Below are 15,287 nucleotides of genomic sequence, written 5' to 3' on the forward strand. Positions count from 1 at the left end.
CTTGTCAGAAGGGTTCCCAGGTGGCAAACAGACTGACCGTTGCCAGCACCAGCGCTCCCAGCACCACTTCTGCCTGTGTCATCCTGATAAAAATCTGCTTTGCTCGCCCGGTCTCCGGACGAAACCGTGGCACCAGAAAATACCGATTTGCCAGCGCAATTACCACCATCAACGCCACCAGCGCACATTTGAACAACAAATACTGCACGTAGCCAGCCTGCCAGGGAATATCGAGGCCCCGTATCATGAGTGCATTTATCACCCCGGAGAGCAGCACGCCAGCAACGGCGTAATGCCCCACGCGCGAGAAGCGCATCATGGTAAAGATGGCGGCATTCTGCCAGCGCCCTTTCGCCAGTCGCATGCAGAACAGCAGGGGCAGTAATCCGCCAAGCCAGGTGGCGGCACAGATCAGGTGAAAAGCATAATTAAGACGCTGCAGCGCCCCCATCGGACCGTCGTTCATCGCCGCGTGCCCTACCCCAGCCAGCAGGATAAGCTGGCCCATTGCGAGCAGCAGCAGACGCGAACCTTTCAGCGGCGCGAGCCATGCGGCACTGACCGTTATCGCAGCGAGGATTATTTGCCACAGCCAGACGCCGCCAAACCGGGTTCCCATCACGCTGAACCAGACCTGTGGCGCAAACACATCTCCCCAGCCGTTGCCCATCAATCCGCCCTGCAGCATAAACATCAGGACCGCAGCCGCCAGGCTCACTAGGGCCGCCACTTTCTGCTGAGACTGAAAACGCCGGGACAGCAGACGGTGGAGAGAGGAAGGCGCAAACCAGACGCTATAAAGCGCATTGCCAAACACCAGCATCAGCGCCCCGAAATGGATAAAGCGTAACCCGACATAACACAGCGCCAGCATGCTATTTCACGCTAAAGTGATAGCTGCCTTTGGTTTTATGGCCGTCTACGGAGACCACGTGCCAGTCCACCTGGTAAGTTCCTGCTGCCAGCGTTTGTTCCAGCGGCACGGTAAGCTGAGCTTTGTTCTTTTCGTCGCGCGTAACGGTTCCCGTTTTGATGACCTGCTTTTGCGCATCCGTTACCACCACACCGCTAAAACCAGGTTCGATACCTTCCGAAAAATTCAGCATAAGTGCCTGAGGTGCGGTCACCACGCTGTCTGCTGCCGGGACCTGCTGGTTAAGATGCGCATGTGCAAGCACGGAGGGCGTCATCATTGTCGAGGCCACAAAAATCAGTGCGCATACTGCGCGGGAAGCGGAGAAACCCATCCAATCATTCCTTTTTGTTATGTCTGTATGCTAAAGAATAACGCTGTATAATAAACGAGTCGAGGATCATCCTGCCTCCGCTTGTCATCATCGTGCAATCGCGGTAACGTTGCCGCCGCATAAAAAGGAGAAGGTAATGAAGATCAATCTGGCCGCCCTTCCGCAGGACGAGATGGATAAAGTGAATGTCGATCTCGCTGCCGCTGGGGTCGCGTTCAAAGAGCGTTACAACATGCCCATCGTGGCTGAAGTCGTGGAACGGGAACAGCCCGCCCATCTGCGCGACTGGTTCCGCGAAAGACTCATCGCCCACCGTCTTGCCTCGGTCAATCTCTCCCGTTTACCGTACGAGCCTAAAGTTAAATAAGCTTAACGAGTCGTTACACTTCCTTACGCGTAATCTGGCAGGATAAGAAAACCCTGATAAATTTGGGTCTATTCTTAAATCTCTGCGACTCAGTGTATAAGGAAGTCACGATGTCACATTGGAATATAGCGGCAGCCCAGTATGGCGGGCTGCATCAGACCGTAGATGACCATGTTACGCACCACCTGCGCTTCATCGCCGAAGCAGCGCGGCAGCGGTGCGAACTGCTGGTTTTCCCTGAACTCTCATTAACGGGCTCTGGCGCGCCGACGTTACCTCCCCCGCCCGATGACGCGCAGCTGGAGCCGCTGCTCAACGCGGCACATCTACACCAGATTACCGTTATTGCCGGGCTCCCCCTGGAACAGAATGGCCAGCGCCAGAAAGGCCTTGTGCTGTTTTCGCCCGCTCGCCATCGCATTTTGCGCTATCCGCAAGGGCGCGGAGCGAGCCTGGTGCCGGGGGATAGACACCTTAGCATCCTTGATGCACATCCCGATTCGCCCAATCTCGATCCCCGGGCAACGCTTGTTACCAGCTGCCAGTCGGTGGGGGATAATCGCTGGCGGCAGTCCATCAGTAACCTGCAGCGCTTCGCGCATAAATATGCCATTGCGGTGCTGATGGCGAACGCCTGCGGCGGCAGCGCGCTGTGGGATGAAAAAGGCCAGCTGGTCGTGCGCGCGGATAAGGGCGAGCTTCTGGTGACCGGCACGCTCGGCAGAGAGGGTTGGCAAGCCGATATCATTCCTTTAGGCTAGGCGTTTTAAGCTCAGGAGTTTTCAATGCTGCGCGTCATCGATACCGAAACTTGCGATCTTCAGGGCGGAATAGTGGAAGTGGCCTCTGTCGACGTGGTTGATGGTAAAATCGTCAACCCCATGAGCCATCTGGTGCGTCCCGATCGCCCCATCAGCCCTCAGGCAATGGCTATCCATCGCATTACCGAATCGATGGTGGCGGATAAGCCGTGGATCGAAGAGATCATCCCTCACTACTACGGTAGCCCGTGGTACGTCGCGCATAACGCCAGCTTTGACCGCCGGGTGTTGCCTGAAATGCCGGGGGAATGGATTTGCACCATGAAGCTGGCGCGTCGTCTGTGGCCGGGGATTAAATACAGCAATATGGCGCTGTACAAGTCACGCAAGCTCAGCGTTCGTACCCCTGAGGGGCTTCACCATCACCGCGCCCTGTATGACTGCTATATCACCGCCGCGCTGCTGATTGATATTATGAATATCTCTGGCTGGACGCCGGATGACATGGCGACGATCACCGGACGTCCCGCGCTGCTGACCACGTTTACCTTTGGTAAATATCGCGGGAAGCCGGTGTCCGAGGTGGCGGATAAAGACCCGGGCTATTTGCGCTGGCTGTATAACAACCTCGACAGAATGAGCCCGGAACTGCGCTTAACGCTAAAACATTATCTGGGCGACGCTTAACGCTCCGCACGGCCTGGCAGCGTTTCCTGCGCCAGGCCTATTAAAAAGGCATATTCCAGGGCAACGCCTTCGTACGATTTAAATCGCCCCGATTTCCCTCCGTGTCCGGAATCCATATCGGTACACAGCAGCAGCAGATTGTCATCGGTTTTCAGCTCCCGCAGTTTTGCCACCCATTTTGCCGGCTCCCAGTATTGCACCTGAGAATCATGCAAACCGGTGGTGACCAGCATATGCGGGTAGGCTTTCGCCTCAACGTTATCGTACGGGCTGTACTCTTTCATATAGCGGTAGTACATCTCATCCTGCGGATTCCCCCACTCCTCAAACTCCCCGGTGGTAAGAGGAATGGATTCATCGAGCATGGTCGTGACCACATCGACAAACGGTACCTGCGCGACAATCCCCTTAAAGCGGTCGGGACGCTGGTTGATCGCCGCCCCCATCAGCATGCCGCCCGCGCTGCCCCCCATGCCAAAGCAGAGCTGCGGAGCGCCGTAGCCCTGCTCAATCAGCGCATCACAGACGTCGAGGTAGTCATTGAAGGTGTTTTTCTTTTTCAGGAATTTCCCGTCTTCATACCAGTTCTGGCCCAGCTCACCGCCGCCGCGAATATGGGCGATGGCGAAAACAAAGCCGCGATCGAGCAGGCTTAACCGGCTGCTGCTGAAATCGGCATCCATGCTTGAGCCATACGAGCCGTAGCCGTACACCAGGATCGGGTTTTTGCCTTTCTGGAAATGGCCTTTGTGATAGACCAGCGAGACCGGGACCTCAACGCTATCGCGGGCGGTAACCCACAGGTGCTCGCTGCGGTAGTTTTCGGACTCAAAACCTTTTACCTCGGTCTGTTTAATCACCTGGCGCTGCCCGGTATCCATATCCAGCTCAAACAGGGTGTCCGGCGTGGTCATGGAGGAGTAGCCGTAGCGCAACCGCGACGATTCGGGTTCAGGATTGAACCCAATCCACGTCACGTAGGCCGGGTCATCAAACGCAATCCCCACCACTTCCCGGGTTTTACGGTTGATTTGCCGGATACTGGTCAGCCCGCGCTGACGCTCTTCCACCACCAGCCAGTCGGTAAACAGGGTGAACCCTTCCAGCATCACCTGATCCCGCGCGGGGATAAGCACTTCCCACTTGCGCTCATCGCGCACTTTGGTTCTATAGAGACCAAAGTTTTTGCCCTCGCGATTGGAGCGCAGATAAAAGCTGTGCTGGAAGTGATCCAGGCTGTACTCGTGATCCTTGCGGCGCGGCAGGAAACAGAGCGGCTGGGCGTCCGGCAGTTCGGCATCCAGCAGCAGAACTTCCGACGTCGTCGCGCTGGCAAGGAAGATAATCACATAGTGGCGTGAGGAGGTTTTATGCAGGCTGACATAGAACGTTTCGTCTTTCTCTTCATAAACCAGCTCGTCGTCAGCGGAGTCTGTTCCCACGGTATGTCGCCACACCTGGTAAGGCAGCAGCGTCGACGCGTGCTTTTTGACGTAGTAGACCGTCTCGGAATCATTCGCCCAGACAAAATCCGGGGAGACGTTTTCCAGCATTTCCGGATACCAGTTGCCGGTCTCCAGATTGCGAAACCGCAGGCCGTACTGGCGGCGGGAGAGATAATCCTCCGCCAGCGCCATCACCGCGTTGTCAGGGGAAATGGACATGCCGCCCAGGGTATAAAACTCGCTATGGGCGGCCCGCTGGTTGGCATCGAGCAGAATATCCCACTCATCCCATTCGGCGCTTAACACCGACTGACGCTGGTAGATGGGATACTCATTGCCGGGCTCGTAAATATGGCGATAGCGATAGCCGTTTTTGGTCCAGGGCGCGGAGATATCGCGCTGGGGAATACGCTGCACCATTTCATTCAGCAGCTGGTCCTGAAGCGTCTGCTGGCTGGACATGACCTTGCGGCCATAGTCGTTTTCCTCGTGCAGGTAGTCGAGTACCTCTGGTCGGGAGCGAGAATCGTCCCGCAGCCAGTAATAGTTGTCTATACGCGTATCGCCATGCGTGGTGATCGCATAAGGAGTACGTCGGGCTTTCGGTGGCATGTCATCATTCTTTTAAGTTTTACACCCTATAAGGTTGGCAAAACCCACGCATGATGCAAGCGAAACAGCGTCGCGACGGCAACGGCTATCCCTGTAACGCCTGTTTTTGCTCCCGGATATCCCGCTCAATACCCTCGCGCACGTCCTGAGGGATCTTTAACGCATCGCCCAGAGCGTTAAGGTAGCTTCGCTCCATAAAATGATCGATATCGATGGCGGCGCAGCTGAGGAAATAAAGCTCCAGCGCCTCTTCCTCATTTTTCACACTTTGCGCAAGACGCTGCGGCTCGAGCGGCTGTTCTATCGCCTGCGCCACCAGCACTCTTCCCTTCTCTTCAACACCGGCCTCGCGCAGCTGCTGCTCGATCGCCGATCGTTCCTTATCGTCAATATGCCCGTCGCTTTTCGCGGCAAAGACTAGCGCAAGAATGAGCCGTTCGGTACGCAGATCCAGCGGCGAGGTGTGCTCGCCGTAATGCGGTTCATCGCTGTGCGCGGTCCGTACCCTGTCCTTGTATTTATTCCACAGCACGGTGCCCGCGATGGCGCCGCCGCCGGCCAGCAGCGCGCCTGTACCATACTTTGCCAGCAGCTTGCGTGAGGATTTATTCGCGACCAGCAGGCCTGCCAGCCCGCCGAGCGCCCCGGGTACCAGCAGTTTGCTGAAGTCCCGTTCGCCAGACGATGTTTTCTGCCCTAACAGGGATTGCACTTGATTTAACCAGCCAGACATGGTTTCCCTCACTTAACGGTGAACATGTTCCACAGCGTAAGCGAGCGGGCGTCAGGAAATGTCTGGTCGGGCTAAAGAAGCGCAAATTTCTGCCCTCGCGTTTATCCCTGCGCAAGACAGACGCAAACGTTTTCGTTTATACTGCGCGCAACTTTTTCAGGGGGATTGTTATGATTCGTTTAGGAACTGCGCTGCGACCTGCGGCGACGCGAGTGATGCTGTTGGGATCGGGCGAGCTGGGAAAAGAGGTCGCCATTGAGTGCCAGCGTTTAGGTGTGGAAGTCATTGCCGTAGACCGTTACGCCGACGCACCCGCCATGCACGTCGCCCATCGTTCTTATGTGATTAACATGCTGGATGGCGATGCCCTTCGTGAGCTGATTACGCGCGAAAAACCCGATTTTGTCGTGCCGGAAATTGAGGCCATTGCCACCGATACGCTGATCGCGCTTGAGCAGGAAGGCCAGCGCGTGGTGCCCTGCGCGAAAGCCGCAAAGCTGACCATGAACCGCGAAGGCATTCGTCGCCTGGCGGCAGAAGAGCTGGGATTGCCCACGTCGAGCTATCGTTTTGCTGGCGATAAGGCGGCATTCCTGCAGGCCGTTGAGGAGATTGGTTACCCGTGCATCGTTAAGCCGGTGATGAGCTCCTCCGGTAAAGGACAGAGCTTTATTCGCGACAGCAGCACGCTGGAAAAGGCGTGGGAGTACGCCCAGCAGGGCGGCCGCGCCGGCGCCGGTCGCGTCATCGTCGAAGGCGTCGTGAAGTTTGATTTCGAGATCACCCTGCTGACCGTCAGCGCCGTTGACGGCGTCCATTTCTGCGACCCGATTGGCCACCGTCAGGAGGATGGCGATTATCGCGAATCCTGGCAGCCGCAGCAGATGAGCGCCCTGGCGCTGGAACGTGCTCAGGAGATCGCCCGTAAAACCGTCCTGGCGCTGGGAGGCTATGGCCTGTTCGGCGTGGAGCTGTTTGTGTGCGGCGACGAGGTGATTTTCAGCGAAGTTTCCCCTCGCCCGCATGACACCGGCATGGTCACGCTCATTTCGCAGGATCTCTCCGAGTTCGCTCTGCACGTGCGCGCCTTCCTCGGCCTGCCCGTCGGCGGTATCCGTCAGTACGGCCCGGCCGCCTCGGCGGTGATCCTGCCGCAGTTAACCAGCCAGAACGTCACGTTTGATAATGTCGACGGGGCGGTGGGTGCCGGGTTGCAGGTACGTTTGTTCGGCAAGCCTGAGATCGACGGAACCCGGCGTCTTGGCGTGGCGTTAGCCACCGGGGATAACGTTGACGACGCCGTGGCGAGAGCCAAAGCGGCCGCAGCAAGCGTTAAGGTAACGGGATAAAAAAACGGGCCGAAAGGCCCGTTTTTCATGCGACGAGAGACTTACTGCTTCGCGCCTTCTACCGCTTCGCGAGCCAGTTTGGTGATGCGATCCCAGTCGCCCGCTTCCAGCGCATCCGCCGGAACCAGCCATGAGCCACCGATGCACAGGACGCTTTTCAGTGCCAGGTAGTCACGGTAGTTGGCAGGAGAGATGCCGCCCGTCGGGCAGAAGCGTACCTGAGAGAATGGACCCGCAATCGCCTGCAGCGCTTTGGTGCCGCCGTTCGCTTCAGCCGGGAAGAATTTAAACTCTTTCAGACCGTAGTCCATGCCCAGCATCAGTTCGGAGACGGTGCTGATACCCGGGATCAGTGGAATAGTGCCTTCGGTCGCGGCTTTCAGCAGCGACTCGGTCAGCCCCGGGCTAATGGCAAACTGTGCGCCCGCTTCGGTCACTTCAGCCAGCTGTTTTGCGTTCGTCACGGTACCCGCACCGATGATGGCGTCCGGCACTTCTTTGGCAATCGCGCGAATGGCATCCATCGCGCAGGCAGTGCGCAGGGTCACTTCCAGAACGCGAACGCCACCCGCAACCAGCGCTTTCGCCATCGGTACAGCGTGCTCCAGCTTGTTTACCACGATAACCGGCACGACAGGGCCAGTGGTCAGGATTGATTCTGCACTTGTTTTCCAGTTTTTCATCAGAGTTTTCTCTCGCCAGATCGTTAAAATCAAGTCGTCTTAAAACGTAATACAGGTAGCGCCCTGCTCCGCACCGGAGAGTTTCTCACGCAGCGCGCTGAACATTTCGCGTCCGGTCCCCACGCGCGATGCGCTCAGGTCAGGAATATGGGGCTGACGTGCCGCCAGCTCGGCGTCATCGACCAGCAGGGTTAACTCACCTGTCTGACCGTTCACGCGGATCGTGTCACCGTCACGCACTTTCGCCAGTAAACCGCCGTCGTAAGCTTCAGGCGTCACGTGGATGGCTGAAGGCACTTTACCGGATGCCCCTGAGAGGCGTCCATCGGTTACTAACGCAATTTTGAAACGGCGGTCCAATAATACACCAAGTGGTGGCATAAGTTTATGTAATTCTGGCATCCCGTTAGCTTTAGGCCCCTGGTGACGCACCACCACTACGCAGTCTTTATCAAGCAGACCGGCGTCAAAGGCGGGTAATACGTCGTGCTGGCTTTCAAACACCACCGCCGGCGCTTCGATAACCTGGTTCTCTTCCGGTACGGCAGAGGTCTTCATTACCGCACGACCGAGGTTGCCGCTCAGCACTTTGGTGCCGCCATGAGGAGAGAACGGTTTGTCGATCGTGGCAATCACCTGCGCATCAAGGGACGCGCTCGCCCCTTCACGCCAGTCCAGCTCGCCGTTGTTCAGCCACGGCTCCTGGGTGTAGCGCTGAAGGCCAAAGCCCGCCACGGTATTTACGTCTTCATGCAGCAGTCCGCCTTTCAGCAGCTCGCGCATCAGCAGCGGTACGCCGCCAGCGGCCTGGAAGTGGTTGATGTCCGCCGGACCGTTCGGGTACAGGCGCGCCATCAGCGGCACTACAGAAGAGATCTCGGAGAAGTCATCCCAGTTAATCAGAATGCCCGCCGCACGCGCCATGGCCACCAGGTGCATGGTGTGGTTGGTTGACCCCCCGGTTGCCAGCAGCGCGACAATCCCGTTGACGATGACTTTTTCATCGACCATTTTACCCATCGGCATCCATTCGTTGCCGTTTCCGGTCAGACGCGTAACCTGACGGGCCGCGGCCTCGGTCAGCGCCTTGCGCAGCGGCGCATCCGGCTGGATAAAGGACGAGCCCGGAAGCTGCATCCCCATAAACTCCACCACCATCTGGTTAGTGTTAGCCGTACCGTAGAACGTACAGGTCCCCGGCGCATGATAGGACGCGGCTTCCGCCTCCAGCAGCGCCTGACGGTCTGCTTTCCCTTCCGCGTACAGCTGGCGGATACGCACTTTTTCTTTGTTCGGCAGGCCGCTTGCCATTGGACCGGACGGCACGAAGATAGCAGGCAGATGCCCAAACGACAGCGCCGCCATCACCAGACCCGGGACAATCTTGTCGCACACGCCGAGATAGAGCGCGCCATCAAACATGTTGTGTGAAAGACCCACCGCCGCGGACATGGCAATCACTTCGCGGCTCAGCAGGGAGAGCTCCATACCGTCCTGACCCTGCGTTACGCCGTCGCACATGGCGGGTACCCCACCCGCGACCTGGCCCACCGCATTCACGCTGTGCAGCGCTTTACGGATGATATCCGGGTAAACCTCATAGGGCTGGTGCGCGGAGAGCATATCGTTATAAGCGGTAATGATGGCGATATTGTTACGCAACATGCTTTTCAGCGACGCTTTATCGTCAGGCTGGCAGGCGGCGAAGCCGTGCGCCAGGTTACCGCAGGCCAGCTGAGATCGGTGGACGGTGTTGCTCTTTGCCTGCTCAATCCGGGCGAGGTAGGCCGAACGGGTCTCTTTCGAGCGCTCAATAATGCGCTGTGTTACGCGTAACAATGTCGGATTCATAAAAGCTCCTCTCATTTATCTGTCCGGGCTCGGGAGTTTACAAAGTCGCTGGCAGTTGTTAACAACGCTGAAACGCTTGCTGTCCGGAGCTCAGGGGCAAAATCACTTCCGGCAGTGTAATAAAAAAAGCTCCGCGGGTGAATCCACACGGAGCTTAAAAGTTGAAAATTGTGCCACTAGCTGTGTTAGATCATGTTACCGGTAAAATAACACTTTCGGGCTAGCGGATTATCTTACTCAAACTCGTTCCAGGAGCGGCCATCGCGGGTGATCATCGCCACCGACGCGACAGGTCCCCAGGTGCCCGCCTGATACGGTTTTGGCGCATCCTGATCGGCAGCCCAGGCTTCGGTGATGGAGTCGACCCATTTCCATGCTTCTTCCACTTCATCGCGGCGCACGAACAGCGCCTGAATACCGCGCATGGTTTCCAGCAGCAGACGCTCGTAAGCATCGGCCAGGTGCGTCTGGTTGAAAGTTTCGGAATAGCTCAGATCCAGCTTGGTGGTCTGCAGGTTGTGTTTATGATCCAGGCCCGGCACTTTGTTCAGGATCTGGATATCCACGCCCTCGTCCGGCTGCAGACGAATGGTCAGTTTATTTTGCGGCAGTTCCTGCCAGGACTCTTTGAACAGGTTCAATTCCGGGTTCTTAAAGTAGACAACCACTTCGGAACATTTGGCCGGCAGACGCTTACCGGTGCGCAGGTAGAACGGAACACCCGCCCAGCGCCAGTCGTCGATATCCACGCGGATCGCCACGAACGTCTCGGTGTTGCTGGACTTGTTCGCGCCCTCTTCTTCCAGGTAGCCTGGCACTTTTTTGCCTTGCGCAAACCCGGCGGTGTACTGGCCGCGAACGGTCTTCTCGCGCACGTTGGAGCGGTCGATGCGGCGCAGCGACTTCAGCACTTTCACTTTGGCGTCGCGGATGCTGTCAGCCGTCAGGTCAGACGGAGGAGACATGGCAATCATGCACAGAATCTGCAGCAGGTGGTTCTGGATCATGTCGCGCATCTGACCGGCCTGGTCAAAGTAACCCCAGCGGCCTTCAATCCCCACCTCTTCCGCCACGGTGATTTCCACGTGGTCGATAGTGCGGTTGTCCCAGTTATTCACAAACAGGGAGTTAGCGAAACGCAGCGCCAGCAGGTTCAGAACCGTCTCTTTACCGAGGTAGTGGTCGATACGGTAGACCTGGCATTCTTCAAAGAACTCGCCCACCTGGTCGTTGATTTCGCGCGAGGTTGCCAGCGACGTACCCAGCGGCTTCTCCATCACGACGCGCGCCGGTTTGGCGTTCAGTTTGGCTTCGCCCAGACCTTTGCAAATGGCGCCGAAGGTGCTTGGCGGCATGGCGAAATAGTTAATGGTGACACGGTTTTTCTGATCCAGCATCGCGCCTAAGCGGGTAAACGCGCTGACGTCGTTGACGTCCAGGTTGCAGAAATCGAGGCGTCCACTCAGGGTATCCCACAAACTTTCATCAATTTTTTCTTTCATGAAAGTTTCGAGCGCCTCGCGGACGACTTTGGTATAAGCGTCCTTGTCCCAGTCAGCGCGCCCGACACCCAGGATACGGGTATCCGGATGAATTTGGCCCGCTTTCTCCAGTTGATACAGGGAAGGCAGCAATTTTCGGCGTGCAAGGTCGCCTTTCGCGCCGAAAATGACCAGGTCACATGCCTGGGCTGTTTGCGTTACCGCCATGTCATTCTCCTCAGTTGGATCACCTGGTACTTCTGCCAGGTATCGTTGTAATTTTATTACAATGCACTGTACTGCTTTTACGTCATTCCCGAAACCATTAGCGCTTATCGTCGCGTGCGATACCGCGATTTTTCACCATCTGGGTGATTACGACGGCGTAATGACGCAACAACCGTCGTTTCTTTGCGCAACAGGGTCACAGCAAAACCCGACACCGATCAAGTAATGAAAAAAAACAACAACATTATCTTGTCGATTGTTACCCTTAATGGAAGCCACAGGGGTAATATCGGCTAAATCGAATCACGATTTCATCAATTTATGAAATCGTTTACACCCATGAGCATCCTGTTAACATGAACATGCTGGAAAAAATCCAGTTTCAACTGGAACACCTTAGCAAATCCGAGCGAAAAGTGGCCGAGGTCATTCTCGCCTCTCCCGCTCAGGCGATTCATTCAAGCATCGCCGCTCTGGCACAGGAAGCGGGTGTTAGCGAACCCACGGTCAATCGCTTTTGCCGTAGCCTGGAAACGCGCGGCTTTCCTGATTTTAAACTGCATCTGGCACAAAGTCTGGCTAACGGCACCCCATATGTTAATCGTAATGTGGATGAAGACGACAGCGTTGATGCCTATACCGCGAAAATTTTTGAATCGGCCATGGCTTCGCTTGACCACGTGCGCCAGTCTCTGGACATGAGTTCCGTGAATCGCGCGGTGGATTTGCTCACCCAGGCCAAGCGGATTGCGTTCTTTGGTCTCGGGTCGTCGGCAGCCGTGGCGCATGACGCCATGAACAAATTTTTCCGCTTTAACGTCCCGGTTATTTATTCCGATGACATTGTGCTGCAACGCATGAGCTGTATGAATTGCAGTGAAGATGACGTCGTGGTACTGATTTCGCACACCGGCCGCACCAAGAGTCAGGTAGAGCTGGCACAGCTGGCCCGTGAAAACGATGCCATGGTGATTGCCCTCACCACGGCAGGCACGCCGCTGGCGCGTGAGGCGACGCTGGCGATCACCCTCGACGTGCCGGAAGACACCGACATTTATATGCCGATGGTTTCCCGACTGGCGCAGCTTACCGTGATTGACGTGCTGGCAACCGGTTTTACCTTACGTCGGGGCGCAAAATTCCGGGATAACTTGAAGCGGGTCAAGGAAGCGCTGAAGGAATCGCGTTTTGATAAAGAATTGCTTATAAAGAGCGATGTTCCCTGATAGTTGATAACGAAGACGTAACCAATAATTACGATGTAACGATTTACGGCATTCGGTCCACTCTCCGCTGCCTTGCAGCAGATGAAGGCCGATTCAATGTTCACGCAACACCAAAGTTGTTTCAGTCAACGGAGTATTACATGTCCAGAAGGCTTCGCAGAACCAAGATCGTAACCACCTTAGGCCCGGCCACCGATCGCGATAATAATCTTGAGAAAATTATCGCTGCCGGCGCCAACGTGGTGCGTATGAACTTCTCTCACGGTACGCCAGAAGACCATAAGTTACGTGCCGATAAAGTGCGTGAAATCGCAGCCAAACTGGGCCGCCACGTTGCTATCCTCGGCGATTTGCAGGGTCCAAAAATCCGCGTATCGACCTTTAAAGAGGGTAAGGTTTTCCTCAATATCGGCGACAAATTCCTGCTGGATGCCAACCTGGGCAAAGGCGAAGGCGATAAAGAGAAAGTCGGTATCGACTATAAAGGCCTGCCGGCTGACGTTGTGCCAGGCGATATCCTGCTGCTCGACGACGGTCGCGTACAGCTGAAGGTGCTGGAAGTTCAGGGCATGAAAGTGTTCACCGAAGTCACCGTCGGCGGCCCGCTCTCCAACAATAAAGGCATCAACAAACTGGGCGGCGGCCTCTCTGCAGAAGCGCTTACCGACAAAGACAAAGCGGACATCGTCACTGCCGCGCTGATCGGCGTTGACTACCTGGCGGTCTCCTTCCCGCGCTGCGGCGAAGATCTGAACTATGCGCGTCGCCTGGCTCGTGATGCAGGCTGCGATGCTAAAATCGTCGCGAAAGTTGAACGCGCGGAAGCCGTTTGCGATCAGGATGCCATGGACGATGTGATCCTCGCATCCGACGTGGTGATGGTTGCGCGTGGAGACCTGGGCGTGGAAATTGGCGACCCTGAGCTGGTAGGGATCCAGAAAGCGCTGATTCGTCGCGCACGTCAGCTGAACCGCGCGGTGATCACCGCCACTCAGATGATGGAATCGATGATCACCAACCCAATGCCAACCCGTGCAGAAGTTATGGACGTGGCTAACGCCGTGCTGGACGGTACCGATGCGGTGATGCTCTCTGCGGAAACCGCTGCAGGCCAGTATCCGGCAGAAACCGTGGCCGCCATGGCGCGCGTCTGCCTGGGCGCTGAAAAGATCCCAAGCATTAACGTTTCTAAACACCGTCTGGACGTGCAGTTCGACAACGTGGAAGAAGCGATAGCGATGTCTGCGATGTACGCGGCAAACCATCTGAAGGGCGTTACCGCGATCATCACCATGACCGAATCTGGCCGCACCGCGCTGATGACCTCTCGTATCAGCTCTGGTCTGCCGATCTTCGCCATGTCCCGTCACGAACGTACGCTGAACCTGACCGCGCTGTACCGCGGCGTGACGCCGGTTCACTTCGACAGCACCAATGACGGCGTAGCTGCGGCGCACGATGCCGTAAACCTGCTGCGCGACAAAGGCTATCTGGTGTCCGGTGATATCGTCATTGTGACCCAGGGCGACGTGATGAGCACCATCGGCTCAACCAACACCACGCGCGTTATGACCGTCGAGTAATAACGTCTGTGTTAAAAAGCCCTCTCCAGATGGAGAGGGCTTTTTTTATTTCCTCGGATAAAGCTCTTTACGTTTATAGGGCTCTGTTTCACCCGGTTTCCGCGTTTTAAGCAGCTTCAGTATCCACGTATACTGTTCGGCATGCGGCCCCACCAGTATCTCCACCTCTTCGTTCATTCGACGCGCGATCGTGTGGTCGTCTGCGGTCAGCAGATCATCCATCGGCGGACGAACCTCAATACTCAGGCGATGCGTTTTGCCGTCATAGATCGGGAACAGCGGGATCACGCGGGCACGACAGACTTTCATCAGGCGGCCAATCGCGGGGAGCGTCGCTTTATAGGTCGCAAAGAAATCGACAAACTCGCTGTGCTCGGGGCCGTGGTCCTGATCCGGCAAATAATAGCCCCAGTACCCCTGACGCACCGACTGAATGAAGGGCTTAATGCCATCGTTACGCGCATGCAAACGTCCGCCAAAACGACGGCGCACCGTATTCCAGACAAAATCGTAGATTTTATTTCCCTGGTTATGGAACATCGCCGCCATTTTCTGGCCCTGAGACGCCATCAGCATCGCCGGAATATCAACACCCCAGCCGTGGGGGACAAGGAAAATGACTTTCTCGTCGTTGCGGCGCATCTCCTCGATGATGTCCAGCCCTTTCCAGTCAACGCGATCGACGATTTTATCCGGCCCTTTCAGCGCCAGTTCAGCCATCATCGCCATTGCCTGCGGGGCGGTGGTATACATCTCATCAATGATTGCCTCGCGCTCGGCGTCGCTTTTCTCAGGAAAACAGTAGTAAAGGTTGATCTGCGCGCGGCGGCGGGCGCTCTTGCCCAAACGCCCGGCCAGACGGCCAATTTTCCCCAGAACGGGATCGCGAACAGAGGCAGGCAGCATCGCCATCCCCGCAAAGGCGTAAACACCAAGCCAGGCGCCCCAGTTGCGCGGATGGCGGAAGGATTTTTCAAACTCAGGAATGTATTCAATATTGTTTTTTTTGGTTTCCATGCTGGATCCAGGGTCTG

At 56.5% G+C, this 15,287-nt stretch carries 14 protein-coding genes; 6 read left to right on the forward strand and 8 right to left on the reverse strand.

Annotation, left to right across the window (positions count from 1 at the left end):
* Positions 1-4: 4 nt before the first annotated feature.
* Positions 5-874 carry a copper homeostasis membrane protein CopD gene (gene copD, locus WM95_RS14600; RefSeq protein ID WP_088544821.1) on the reverse strand — a complete coding sequence of 290 codons (870 nt, stop codon included), beginning with the start codon at positions 872-874 and terminating at the stop codon, positions 5-7.
* A 1-nt stretch (position 875) separates the two neighbouring features.
* Positions 876-1,247, reverse strand: a complete 372-nt coding sequence (yobA, locus tag WM95_RS14605; RefSeq protein ID WP_063408160.1) for a CopC domain-containing protein YobA — start codon at positions 1,245-1,247, stop codon at positions 876-878.
* A 136-nt stretch (positions 1,248-1,383) separates the two neighbouring features.
* Here yobA and WM95_RS14610 point away from each other — a divergent pair, with 136 nt between their 5' ends.
* From WM95_RS14610 to exoX, 3 genes are all read left to right on the forward strand, one after another.
* Positions 1,384-1,614, forward strand: a complete 231-nt coding sequence (locus tag WM95_RS14610) for a DNA polymerase III subunit theta (RefSeq protein ID WP_013096102.1) — start codon at positions 1,384-1,386, stop codon at positions 1,612-1,614.
* A gap of 110 nt (positions 1,615-1,724) precedes the next feature.
* Positions 1,725-2,375, forward strand: a complete 651-nt coding sequence (locus WM95_RS14615) for a carbon-nitrogen hydrolase family protein (protein ID WP_088544822.1) — start codon at positions 1,725-1,727, stop codon at positions 2,373-2,375.
* Positions 2,376-2,399: 24 nt separating this feature from the next.
* Positions 2,400-3,062, forward strand: coding sequence for an exodeoxyribonuclease X (gene exoX, locus WM95_RS14620; protein WP_010432611.1), 663 nt, complete (start codon positions 2,400-2,402; stop codon positions 3,060-3,062).
* Here the strand turns inward: exoX and ptrB are convergent.
* Both ptrB and WM95_RS14630 read right to left on the reverse strand, forming a co-directional pair.
* Positions 3,059-5,119: an oligopeptidase B gene (gene ptrB, locus WM95_RS14625; RefSeq protein ID WP_088544823.1), complete on the reverse strand. Its 2,061-nt coding sequence runs from the start codon at positions 5,117-5,119 to the stop codon at positions 3,059-3,061. The two genes, exoX and ptrB, sit on opposite strands and share 4 nt — an antisense overlap.
* An 85-nt stretch (positions 5,120-5,204) precedes the next feature.
* Positions 5,205-5,852, reverse strand: coding sequence for a tellurite resistance TerB family protein (locus WM95_RS14630; protein ID WP_063409041.1), 648 nt, complete (start codon positions 5,850-5,852; stop codon positions 5,205-5,207).
* A gap of 170 nt (positions 5,853-6,022) precedes the next feature.
* Here WM95_RS14630 and purT point away from each other — a divergent pair, with 170 nt between their 5' ends.
* Entirely contained in the window at positions 6,023-7,201 is a 1,179-nt protein-coding gene (gene purT, locus WM95_RS14635) for a formate-dependent phosphoribosylglycinamide formyltransferase (protein WP_063409040.1), read from the forward strand.
* Positions 7,202-7,242: 41 nt separating this feature from the next.
* Here purT and kdgA read toward each other — a convergent pair whose 3' ends face one another.
* From kdgA to zwf, 3 genes are all read right to left on the reverse strand, one after another.
* Positions 7,243-7,884: a bifunctional 4-hydroxy-2-oxoglutarate aldolase/2-dehydro-3-deoxy-phosphogluconate aldolase gene (gene kdgA, locus WM95_RS14640; RefSeq protein ID WP_063409039.1), complete on the reverse strand. Its 642-nt coding sequence runs from the start codon at positions 7,882-7,884 to the stop codon at positions 7,243-7,245.
* A 39-nt stretch (positions 7,885-7,923) separates the two neighbouring features.
* Positions 7,924-9,735, reverse strand: coding sequence for a phosphogluconate dehydratase (edd, locus tag WM95_RS14645; RefSeq protein WP_063409038.1), 1,812 nt, complete (start codon positions 9,733-9,735; stop codon positions 7,924-7,926).
* A 233-nt stretch (positions 9,736-9,968) separates the two neighbouring features.
* The gene (zwf, locus tag WM95_RS14650) at positions 9,969-11,444 is read right to left on the reverse strand and encodes a glucose-6-phosphate dehydrogenase (RefSeq protein WP_023312228.1); all 1,476 of its coding nucleotides are present in this window, start codon (positions 11,442-11,444) and stop codon (positions 9,969-9,971) included.
* A 356-nt stretch (positions 11,445-11,800) separates the two neighbouring features.
* Here zwf and WM95_RS14655 point away from each other — a divergent pair, with 356 nt between their 5' ends.
* Positions 11,801-12,670, forward strand: a complete 870-nt coding sequence (locus WM95_RS14655; protein ID WP_023312229.1) for a MurR/RpiR family transcriptional regulator — start codon at positions 11,801-11,803, stop codon at positions 12,668-12,670.
* A 140-nt stretch (positions 12,671-12,810) separates the two neighbouring features.
* Positions 12,811-14,253, forward strand: a complete 1,443-nt coding sequence (pyk, locus tag WM95_RS14660; RefSeq protein ID WP_008500455.1) for a pyruvate kinase — start codon at positions 12,811-12,813, stop codon at positions 14,251-14,253.
* A 45-nt stretch (positions 14,254-14,298) separates the two neighbouring features.
* On the opposite strand, the gene lpxM is transcribed toward pyk, so the two are convergent.
* Complete coding sequence (gene lpxM / locus WM95_RS14665; RefSeq protein ID WP_063409037.1) at positions 14,299-15,270, reverse strand: lauroyl-Kdo(2)-lipid IV(A) myristoyltransferase; 972 nt, start codon at positions 15,268-15,270, stop codon at positions 14,299-14,301.
* Positions 15,271-15,287: the final 17 nt, after the last annotated feature.

The sequence above is a fragment of the Enterobacter cloacae complex sp. ECNIH7 genome (assembly GCF_002208095.1).
In the GTDB taxonomy this organism is placed as follows: Bacteria; Pseudomonadota; Gammaproteobacteria; order Enterobacterales; family Enterobacteriaceae; genus Enterobacter; species Enterobacter cloacae_M.

What these genes read in the sequence shown, in the direction of transcription:
- WM95_RS14610 (WP_013096102.1), top strand. Translation starts at nt 1,384, where the DNA reads ATGAAGATCAATCTGGCCGCCCTTCCGCAGGACGAGATGGATAAAGTG.
- WM95_RS14630 (WP_063409041.1), bottom strand. Translation starts at nt 5,852, where the DNA reads ATGTCTGGCTGGTTAAATCAAGTGCAATCCCTGTTAGGGCAGAAAACA.
- exoX (WP_010432611.1), top strand. Translation starts at nt 2,400, where the DNA reads ATGCTGCGCGTCATCGATACCGAAACTTGCGATCTTCAGGGCGGAATA.
- lpxM (WP_063409037.1), bottom strand. Translation starts at nt 15,270, where the DNA reads ATGGAAACCAAAAAAAACAATATTGAATACATTCCTGAGTTTGAAAAA.
- yobA (WP_063408160.1), bottom strand. Translation starts at nt 1,247, where the DNA reads ATGGGTTTCTCCGCTTCCCGCGCAGTATGCGCACTGATTTTTGTGGCC.
- purT (WP_063409040.1), top strand. Translation starts at nt 6,023, where the DNA reads ATGATTCGTTTAGGAACTGCGCTGCGACCTGCGGCGACGCGAGTGATG.
- pyk (WP_008500455.1), top strand. Translation starts at nt 12,811, where the DNA reads ATGTCCAGAAGGCTTCGCAGAACCAAGATCGTAACCACCTTAGGCCCG.
- WM95_RS14655 (WP_023312229.1), top strand. Translation starts at nt 11,801, where the DNA reads ATGAACATGCTGGAAAAAATCCAGTTTCAACTGGAACACCTTAGCAAA.
- kdgA (WP_063409039.1), bottom strand. Translation starts at nt 7,884, where the DNA reads ATGAAAAACTGGAAAACAAGTGCAGAATCAATCCTGACCACTGGCCCT.
- zwf (WP_023312228.1), bottom strand. Translation starts at nt 11,444, where the DNA reads ATGGCGGTAACGCAAACAGCCCAGGCATGTGACCTGGTCATTTTCGGC.
- WM95_RS14615 (WP_088544822.1), top strand. Translation starts at nt 1,725, where the DNA reads ATGTCACATTGGAATATAGCGGCAGCCCAGTATGGCGGGCTGCATCAG.
- edd (WP_063409038.1), bottom strand. Translation starts at nt 9,735, where the DNA reads ATGAATCCGACATTGTTACGCGTAACACAGCGCATTATTGAGCGCTCG.
- copD (WP_088544821.1), bottom strand. Translation starts at nt 874, where the DNA reads ATGCTGGCGCTGTGTTATGTCGGGTTACGCTTTATCCATTTCGGGGCG.
- ptrB (WP_088544823.1), bottom strand. Translation starts at nt 5,119, where the DNA reads ATGCCACCGAAAGCCCGACGTACTCCTTATGCGATCACCACGCATGGC.